At 43.2% G+C, this 9408-nt stretch carries 9 protein-coding genes and 1 pseudogene; 1 reads left to right on the top strand and 9 read right to left on the bottom strand.

Translation table 11 applies throughout. The annotated features are described in order from the left end of the window. The 7 genes and pseudogenes from LYNGBM3L_RS50070 to LYNGBM3L_RS00785 all read right to left on the bottom strand — a co-directional run. Nucleotides 1-255, bottom strand: a pseudogene (locus LYNGBM3L_RS50070) (DUF488 family protein); the annotation flags it as partial. Between the two features lie 107 nt (nt 256-362). Further along, on the bottom strand, nt 363-1067 hold the full coding sequence (locus tag LYNGBM3L_RS00810) for a DUF488 domain-containing protein (RefSeq protein WP_008177866.1): 705 nt from the start codon (nt 1065-1067) through the stop codon (nt 363-365). Between the two features lie 278 nt (nt 1068-1345). Then, nucleotides 1346-2401 carry a DUF389 domain-containing protein gene (locus LYNGBM3L_RS00805; protein WP_008177864.1) on the bottom strand — a complete coding sequence of 352 codons (1056 nt, stop codon included), beginning with the start codon at nt 2399-2401 and terminating at the stop codon, nt 1346-1348. Nucleotides 2402-2999: 598 nt separating this feature from the next. Next, nucleotides 3000-3716 (bottom strand): peptidoglycan-binding protein, encoded by a 717-nt coding sequence (locus LYNGBM3L_RS00800; RefSeq protein ID WP_008177862.1) that lies wholly within the window; start codon nt 3714-3716, stop codon nt 3000-3002. After that, nucleotides 3713-3952 carry a hypothetical protein gene (locus LYNGBM3L_RS00795; RefSeq protein WP_008177861.1) on the bottom strand — a complete coding sequence of 80 codons (240 nt, stop codon included), beginning with the start codon at nt 3950-3952 and terminating at the stop codon, nt 3713-3715. Before LYNGBM3L_RS00795 ends, LYNGBM3L_RS00800 begins: the two co-directional genes overlap by 4 nt. Before the next feature lie 958 nt (nt 3953-4910). Next, nucleotides 4911-5279: a hypothetical protein gene (locus LYNGBM3L_RS00790; protein WP_044491846.1), complete on the bottom strand. Its 369-nt coding sequence runs from the start codon at nt 5277-5279 to the stop codon at nt 4911-4913. A gap of 124 nt (nt 5280-5403) precedes the next feature. Further along, the gene (locus LYNGBM3L_RS00785; RefSeq protein WP_044491844.1) at nt 5404-5805 is read right to left on the bottom strand and encodes a type II toxin-antitoxin system Phd/YefM family antitoxin; all 402 of its coding nucleotides are present in this window, start codon (nt 5803-5805) and stop codon (nt 5404-5406) included. Nucleotides 5806-7125: 1320 nt separating this feature from the next. Between LYNGBM3L_RS00785 and pstS the strand changes: the two genes are divergently transcribed. Continuing rightward, nucleotides 7126-8139, top strand: a complete 1014-nt coding sequence (gene pstS, locus LYNGBM3L_RS00780; RefSeq protein ID WP_008177852.1) for a phosphate ABC transporter substrate-binding protein PstS — start codon at nt 7126-7128, stop codon at nt 8137-8139. Here the strand turns inward: pstS and LYNGBM3L_RS00775 are convergent. Together LYNGBM3L_RS00775 and LYNGBM3L_RS00770 are read right to left on the bottom strand one after the other, a co-directional pair. Continuing rightward, nucleotides 8123-8377, bottom strand: coding sequence for a hypothetical protein (locus tag LYNGBM3L_RS00775; protein ID WP_044491843.1), 255 nt, complete (start codon nt 8375-8377; stop codon nt 8123-8125). The genes pstS and LYNGBM3L_RS00775 overlap by 17 nt on opposite strands. Before the next feature lie 65 nt (nt 8378-8442). Continuing rightward, on the bottom strand, nt 8443-8940 hold the full coding sequence (locus tag LYNGBM3L_RS00770; protein WP_044491842.1) for a hypothetical protein: 498 nt from the start codon (nt 8938-8940) through the stop codon (nt 8443-8445). Nucleotides 8941-9408 lie beyond the last annotated feature (468 nt).

Here is a 9408-nt window from a genome sequence, read left to right as displayed (position 1 = left end):
CCTATTATTTTTTTATAGGTATTTAGGATATCCTTGGTCGGAGCCAATTCTAGACGATGTATATAGTCAATATTCCCAATTTGCTGCAAAAAGTATTCAAAATCCGTCTTTTTTTGTGAAACCAGCTAATTGAGATTTATTATTCAGTCTCGTATCGATAACTCGCCTTACTCCAGCATTAATCAGAAGCTCAAAGAACTGTTGAGCACTCTTTTTAGTAAACCCAATTGTAAATAAATTAATAGTTTTATTCATAGTCAGGGTCTTGATAAGGCAAGCTATCAGCTATCAGCTCTCAGCTCTCAGCTCTCAGCTATCAGCTATCAGCTATAGCGCTATGCCCACCCTACGAAAGGTTTATTTCAAGCATTAGGCTGACCACTGACTGCTGACTGCTGACTGCTTACTTGATAAGCAATAGTATCCCCTTGCCTATGATAAACTTCCTTAAGTCTATCCTCCCGAGAGCAATTCTCCCACTTATCCATAGATGTCGGGTCATCAAATAGGGAAAGTTGCTTCGGTTGATTGATTTGGGAATCATTTAACCCATGAGAGCTGAGCAGCCTTTCTTCTAAATCCTGATGGGACTCTAAGCTGCCATCATTGAGAATATGATTAATCTCTAACCCGGATTTCACTAAATGTTGGCAGACTAAAATTGTCCGATGGCAAGTGATCGGGTCTTTTTCAGCACACATCAAGGCAATTTGGTAAGTTTCAGCCCCTTGAATTACCCGTTTAAGACCCGCTGAAAACAGGTCAGTGGCCGCAATTTTTTCATATAACGCTTTACCACCAACATAACAACTGAGATCAGCCGGTCTTGCCCCCAACTCCTTACCAAGAAACACATAGCGAATTCCTGCCGACAATAGTTCAGCCTTGAGGGGGGCTTGACTAAAATGAGGTAAGTAACGGCTGTAAGGATGCGATCGCACATCAGCCACCGCCGTAATTTCGTGCTGCTTCAGTAAAGCAATAAAATCTTCAATACTGAGATTAGAATGACCAATAGTGAATAATTTACCAGTATTACTACCAGTATTACTAATTTTACTAATCATCCCCAAAAAGCTCCATTATTGCCATTATTTGTGTCCTTTTATGTCATCAAATAAATATCACTTGATCCGTTTTACTAAGGTAAACTATGCTCAAATTATAGCAATTATAATCATAAGTGAGGTACACAGTATTTTTCCCGATTCCCGATTCCCGATTCCCGATTCCCGATTCCCTGCTCCCTAAAACCCATAACTTTGTACCTGACCGAATTTAAAACCGCTGTAAGCATTAGGCTGACAGCTGACCACTGACAGCTGAATGCTTACTCCAATTCAAGTTAATTAGGTTTAGGATTAGGCGATTCCACTGGTATAAATGGAGTAACCTCAACTCTCACTTTAAAGGGTTTACCTAGCTTAATATTAACCGAATCCTCAAACCTCTGTACCTGTTCCGATGTAATCGGTTTTGTTGAACGGATATCCATTTCGATAGAAGGAGGATTAGTTTTCCGATTGATCTTCCAAGTAGAAACTTCTGTTATACCTGGTTTGTTAAACACTCGACTCTTATTAATCAATTCCTGAACTGGCTCCTCAACTCTTCCTTGCTCAAGCACGTCCCAAAAGGTAAGTCCTAGGGGCACGACTAATACAGCAATCAGCACTAACGAGAATCCCCAGTTTAAAGACCGGCTGAGTTCAGTACTCTGAGCATACCCGCTAAAGACATAGACGATCATGCAAGCTAGGTTAATCCCAATCAGGTTAGTAATATAGAGGAGAAATGCGCCCTGACTATAGGCCCATTCTCCCTGGGATAGGGTTAACCCAACGACACAAAGGGGAGGCATGAGGGCTACTGCAATTGCTGTCCCTGGTACCGCATCTTCTAAAGACGGACGAATTTTAGAGAAACCACTAATTCCCCCGGCCACGATCGCAACTAGTAAATCAATCAGATTAGGTTGAGTTCTTGCTAAAACTTGGGCTCCAAATTCAGGGAATCCGATAACTGTACCAACTAACCAAGAACAACTTATCCCCAGTAGGGTGCCTACAGCAATAGAAACAAAACTACGCCGTAACAGTTGCCAATCTCCTTCCAAGGTAGCAAAGGACAATCCTCTTAAAGGCAACATCAGAGGAGCAATAATCATCGCTCCAATAATCACCGCAGCACTGTCGAGCACTAGTCCAAATGTAGCAATTAAGCAAGAGCTAATGATTAAGACTAAGAAATTGAGGGTAAGTTCTGATTCCTCAAACAGAGAATTCCTTACCATCATAATTGGAATTGCCTTTAAGCCAAAGTTCCTGACAAGATTCCAGGTTTTGGAGACTCTAGTTTTAGTCTTTTGATTCTTTTGATTCTTTTGGTTTTCCTTTTCCATAGATAATAGACGATGCTCCCGACTATTGAGCTAAATTATCTTTTACCAACAGGTATTGACAATTGACACTAAGTAAGGTAAAATTAACGACTTCACAATCTGACTGGTAGATCGGATAATCATTAGATAACCTTACTCCTCCTACCAGTCATTACTATTAAATGAGACGATTGTCAATGAATTCTATTTTTTCACTAATTCAACAGTTATTGATCAATTGGCTACTAATCTTAATAACTGGATCGGTAACCCTTAGTGCTCTAAGCTATGTGGGTGAGTTAATCAGCGCAATTTACCGGTTGATGTCCGGATCTGAGGCTCTCAACTGTTGGCACGAGTGCAGGCACAAGCAGAAGCGATCGCAAGCACTGGCTTCGGCTTAGTAGTTGGTACCTTTAACTGGTTTGTAGACTTAATCTTAATTTTACTGATCTGATTTTATCTCTCTTCTGTGACTCTAGGCAGAAGAGAGATAATAAGTTCACAAATATAGCAGTCGAAGTAAAGATTAACACATATTTCTGTTCCCTATTCCCTATTCCCTGTTCCCTTTAAACCGAAATACTATGTCGTAAACTATACTTCTCTTGCTATAACGTCACAATCCCAGAGCCGAGCGAGTGGCAGGTCCGACAATCCCATCTACTGTTAAATCCTTGAGCTTCTGGAATTCCTTAACAGCTTCCTCAGTAGCCGGACCAAAAACGCCATCTACTTCGACAGTAATAGTTGCTTTAACTAAAGCTTCCTGAAGTTCGCGAACATCATCACCTTCGAGATAAGGTTTAGTCAGGCTGAGTCTTCTCTCTGGAAGAGATTCGTTAGTTTTTCCAAAGCCAACTATGGGGGCTTGATTCAGTCGCGCTTCAGTATTTGGTCCGAAAATCCCATCTTCAGCAATGGGTTTGTCCGGATTATATTGGTTCCAGAGTCGCTGAAACGCTTTTATAGCAAGACGACCTAGGTCTCGTCTTGCTCTGCGCGTATAGTTAAAGTGAGGCTCGTCTCCAGGTCCAAACCACTTCCACCCTTCCCGCTCTAGATAGGGTCTCCAGCCTTGGTGGTCATTGATATCTATTGCTAAACCACGTTGGTGATCACTTTTACCAGGAGGGGCCACCAAACGAATACCACACCGTCTAACTTTACCATGATTGAATAGCATTAGTTGCTGAGCAATAGTTCGGTAACCAGAATTTACCGAAAGGGTGCGACCACGAGCCTTAATTGCCCGTGCCAGGGACTGCTGAGCTGCTGCCTGAAGGAAAGGGTGAACTGCTGGACCATTAGCCACATCTAGGTCGGCAAAACTCACCAAGCTATTGGGTGCAATGCTTTCATTTCATCAATCAGCTGCTGGTCTAGTCCCCGGAGAACAGAAGTAGAGCAGCCAGGAGCCTGTCGAACAGTAGTTAATCGATTTTTTGCGATCGCTTGTGTCTGGATCAGGGTTTCAAGTTGATTATCTATCAGGTTAATTTGGTGACAATCTTCACAAAAATCGGTTTGTTCTGATTCGAGATTGCTTTCGAGAGTGCTATAGTCTTTCATAACTATAAATTTAGGATATATACCTAACTCAATGGTTTACTTTAGTTGCTTTCCCTGAAATCTTGCACCACTGTCACTAGCCGTAGCTTCGGCAATATAGCGCTACGCGCAAGCTCCGCGAACAGCCGTCAGTGATCAGCCGTCAGCTTATTTTATTCAAAAGCAGCTCAAGTATTTTGCGCTATGGGCATAAACTTTTCCCGTAGTCTGGCCACATGCCTTGGCCAAAGGCCACGCTACGCGAATGGCTGATAGCTGATAGCTGATAGCTAATAGCTGAAGGGTATATTAAGTTATCCCTAGCTTAATCTTAGAGTGGAATAATTGCCCACCCTAACTATTTAGGTGCAATAATATTTCAGTGCTATTTTGATTATGAGCAATACAATAATCCTTTGACAGTACCCTTTGGGGTACTTTTATCGAACGAATTTGTGATTAGATTTGATATAATTAAAGGTTAGGCCAGATGTGTTGAACAGGCAAAAGGGAATAGGACAGAAGTAGTTTTCGAGATGTAACGGTTTGTGTCTAGGTTAAGTATAATCCCGAATCGTGATTATTTACTAATGACTCATTAATACAGCGTTGCTTAATAATGGAATGATTTTAAGAGTGAGGTCGAATGGGCATCTTGCGTGAAACTGGCATCTTGCCAGTTTCATGCTTATTTTCGAGCGGGCAGGATGCCCACTCTACTCCTATTCAAAAAAAGATTCAGCAACGTCACTCATACTAAACAAATGGTTACTTTTTTATTCAAAAGCTGTATGAAAGCGATCGCACCATTACAAACTGCCGCGATCGCTTTCTTATTTGTCATATATTCATATTAGACTATGGATGACGTTTGTTCTTAATATATTTCCCTTAAAAATCTGTTTTATAAACTACTGGTAGGTCGATTTTTATAAATGGATAATCACCAAAGTAGGGTAAAGATTCCAAAAGAGTAAGATCAAGGACTGCGATTGTCTTCAGTATCAGCGAGCTGATCACGTTCCTCTGTAACTGCCCCAGACTCAGAGGTCGGTGGCTGAATTTTTTCTTCCAGTGGACTAGAAGTTAACTGGGGCAAAAGCATCAACATGACAATACCAATAGTCAGAATAAATTCCACAAGTTTCGTTCCTAATTGCACAGCGAAAATTAGGCGTTGAGAGTTATCTGCTATCGATATACTCGAACTCAGGAATTGCTGCAGTAAATTTTGAGGCGGTCTGGCAGGGTCAGAGTGCATGAGAGCAAGAGCAAGAGTAACTATTTGATCAACCTTTTCCTTGGGAAACAAAACCTCAACAGTTATCTCAGTTAATTCAAACCACAAAATCCTTTTGTGCTCTACGCAATAAATGATCAAATCTCCCGTAGACAGCTGGAAATGATAGCAGTTAGGTCTATGGAAATTGGGTACTGGCCTCTCTCCTACTATGTTTTCGCCCTTGCGCAACCTATCTAAAAAGTTTCGATAGGCGGTGTAGGACTGAGGAGGTAAATGACTTCTGACGCAGCGGACTTGTTCTGTTTCTATGACGGCAATCTTCATTCTGAGCTCCTTCAGAAGGAGTCCCCAATGGTCGGCTGTCTTGAGGAGAAGACTGATTCCTTAACAACTCTTCAGAGTCCAACGCCTTATCCTCAGCTTCCTGCAACAATTGTGATGCGGTTGAATCCAAAAGCCGAAGATAGTACTGCAACTGGGCGTATTCAGGCATTGAAATGACAGCCGCATACTGTTCACCATCTTTGGTGATAATATGGGGCTGACCCTGGCTAGCTGACTCAAGGCAGCTGTCCAGCGTCTGAAGTAATTGAGAAGTATTAACTTCTACTTCTAGACGAGAGCCTCTCATGAGGTACTCCATTTCAAGTGCCGAATACACCAAGCGCTAGCCACCAAACGGATTTCTTTCTGCCGCTACTCCCTTAAAGGTATTAAATTTTCGATTTTTGTGGTGTCTGGTAACGCGCTGAGGCAAGTAATTCTGGCGGGTTTTCAAGGTGCGGGAGAAAGAAACCACATACAATATAGCAAATTTTCGAGGGGTGGTGAAAGAGTTGGCACGAAGACGAGGCGAAGGCAACTAAGACACTTTTAATTTTATCTACCCACCGCACCAACCGCACCACAACAACCGCACCAACTTTTCCAATAAGTTGGCAATTTAGTGGAGAGAGGTGGTTTGCCTCGGGTGGTTTGCCTGTCAGCAGTCGGCCACGATTAACAATTCGTGGACGCCGCCATTCCGGAATTTGACGACACTTTGTAAATTTACCAGACAGGATTCCGCTTCGCGATTCGGTGCGGAATTAAATTTACCAGACAGCAGGATTCCGCTTCGCGATTGGGGAAATTATGAAATAAATAAAGATTTTTTGATTCCGCTTCGCGATTCCTGGACTTTTGGATTCGGGGGACTTTTCGATTCCTGGACGTATATTTTTTCGTGACGTATATTTTTCGATTTAATTTTTCGTGACGTATATTTTTCGATTAATTTTCTAATTGATTAATTTTCTATTATATATTTTAGATTTATATATTTTGCGACACCCACAAATTTAATTAAGGAAGAGGGTTGGGGTGTGGGTGGGAGAAGAACCACATACAACAGAATAGCATAAATTTAAACAAGTGCAAATTTAAGTAGAAGGCTTGAAAGAGTTGGCACGAACGAACTTTTCCGCAACTTCTTGCACTTCCGGGTTTTCCGATACCTGGCACAGGCTCTCCAGAAAACTAATCTGCCCAGGTGACGACTTCTTCTTACTGTGCTTACCCTTGATTTTCATTCCAGCTAATAATTTGTTTAAGAAGGATCATGCGATCGCGAAGCGTGACCGACGGTCAATCGCTTTTAGCGGAAGCGAAGCTTCATCGCGTAGCGTGGCCCAAAGGCCAATCGCATAACTCCAGCTACGCAACATTTACAAAAGCGATCGCTTTTAGCGGAAGCGAAGCTTCATCGCGTAGCGTGACCTACGGTCAATCCCATAACTCCAGCAACTATCATCCCTGCTTCACTTAAGGTGCGGTCGGAGCTAATCCTGAATCACTTAACAAAAATTTAAATGTCATGGTTTTCCCATGACCATAAGCTATTCCCATAGGGTGCGCGTAGCGCATTAGCTGATAGCTTACCCCTTGAATTATTCTTAATATTTCTAGACAAATGATTTTAGCTGTAATCAAGTCCCGTCGGACATTGATAACCTTAACAGTTACAGTTGCCATTGTATTGATTTCACTCAAGGCAGCAAGTGCAATACCATTGTTTGGTGCCGGTGCTTCATTTCCCCAACCCCTTTACCAGCGTTACTTTTCCCAATACCAACAAGAAACCAGCGTTAATGTAAATTACAGTACCATTGGCAGTGGTACTGGTATTGAGGAATTCATTAACGAGTCTGTTGATTTCGCTGGCACTGATATGCCCCCAACCGATGAGGAAAAAAGTCAGATGAAACGGGGCTTGCAAATGGTGCCAACAGCGGGGGGAGCTGTGTCAGTCATTTACAATCTCCAAGGTGTAGTGACTTCTGTCAGACTATCTCGCGATACTTTAGGGAAAATCTTTACTGGTCAAATTGGTAATTGGAAGCAAGTTAACACTTACCTGCCCAGAAGAGACATCAAAGTTGTTGTGCGCTCAGATAGTAGCGGTACCAGTTTCATATTCACCAAGTACTTGAGTGCGATTACCCATGGTCTGATCAAACCTAGCCCAACACCAGATTGGGGCTTCAAGGTCTTCTCAAGCCGTCCTCAAAATGGTGGAGTAGCTGGGGAAGTGCGGCGGATTGACGGTGCCATTGGCTATGTAGAGGCTAATTATGCTGTAGAAAACAACTTCCCTAGCGCTAGGATTGAAAATCAAGAGGGTCGCTATATCAAGCCTAGCCTTGACCAAGCCAGTAAAGGGCTGGTCAATGTGGAGTTTAACCAGGACTTCACCCTCAAACTTAACGATCCAGCCGATGGTTATCCAATTGTGGGTCTAACTTGGCTGCTACTGTACCAGAAGTACCCCAATCAGGCCAAAGCCCAGGGGATAAAAGATATGGTTAATTGGATTCTCACTAAAGGTCAGGACCTCAACGGGGAACTAGGGTACACCAGGATTCCAGAGGATATTGCTCGCCAAGCCATTCAAGCAGTGAATCAAAACATCACCGTTGGTTCATAGTAGTGGAGTAGGGTGGGTTATTGTAACGGGCAAGATGCCCGTTCCACCAAGATGCCCGTTCCACCAAGATGCCCGTTCCACCAAGATGCCCGTTCCACCAAGATGCCCGTTCCACCAAGATGCCCGTTCCACCAAGATGCCCGTTCCACCAAGATGCCCGTTCCACCAAGATGCCCGTTCCACCAAGATGCCCGTTCCACCAAGATGCCCGTTCCACCAAGATGCCCGTTCCAGCCACCGGGTCAAACAGCTTTAATGAGATGCACCCGGTTTACACCAAGCACAGTAAAGTTAGTCCCTGGTTCAATAGGTAAATAGTATCAACCTGCCACCCTTAGAGGGCATTTCAATTTGAAGGTTGTTGCCTTGCACATCCTTACCATTGAATTCGTATATAACGTCTGTGGCCCGGACGCTCCTCCTAATCACAGTAGGCTGGAAGTCAGGTAGCCAGACTCTTAGACCTTTGAGTACTGGTGGGGGTACCTGACTCTGGTCAATTTCTTCTTCAACCTGCTGAATTTCCCCAATGGCATTGACATCCACTTCAAAGCGGTTACCCTGGGAGTTCTGACCACTCAGTCCATAGATTAGCTTGCCATCAGCCCCAATCTCGATTGCTGCATCCGTGGGTGAGACACCAGCAGCAACAGTGGCCGCAGTGATAGCAGGAGCTGGCACTTCAGAGATAGAAATCTCCTGATATATCCCCCCAAAGCTTTGGGCAAATCCCTTGCCAGCTGGGAGACTAAGTGCAAGGAATGAAACCAGTGTCAAGCTAAATTTTCGCAGTAAACTCATCTCCATGTCACACCAAAAAAAAGTTTGCTTTCTTGTAAAATAGCATTAAACTTGGCTTGGAGTTTTCTGGTACAGTCTCTGATGAAAGAAATTTGATTACCCACTTGATTGCCCACTTGATTGCCCACTGATAACGCCAGTAAAATTGGCGAAACTTTAGACTTTAAATGGTCGTCATATAAATTATATGATGATTAACGCGATCGCGTAATCTCTAGGATTAAGAATACTGACAATTGTAAGACTAGAATAAATGTAAGCTATCAGCTATCAGCTATCAGCTTAAGCGCTACGCGCACGCTACGCGAACAGCTATCAGCTATTGGCCGTAGATCAGGCTAGGCCAACATTTTATGCGCTACAGATGGTGCTAATCGAGGTGCTTTTTAATAAAATAAGTTCACGGCTGACGGCTGACGGCACCTCAAGTAGCGTGGCCAAAGGCCAACGGCTGACGGCTGAATACTT

Origin of the sequence: Moorena producens 3L, from assembly GCF_000211815.1 — a bacterium.
Classification (GTDB): domain Bacteria; phylum Cyanobacteriota; class Cyanobacteriia; order Cyanobacteriales; family Coleofasciculaceae; genus Moorena; species Moorena producens.
Note: the sequence above shows the minus strand (reverse complement) of the source record. Positions and strands in the feature narration are given on the sequence as shown.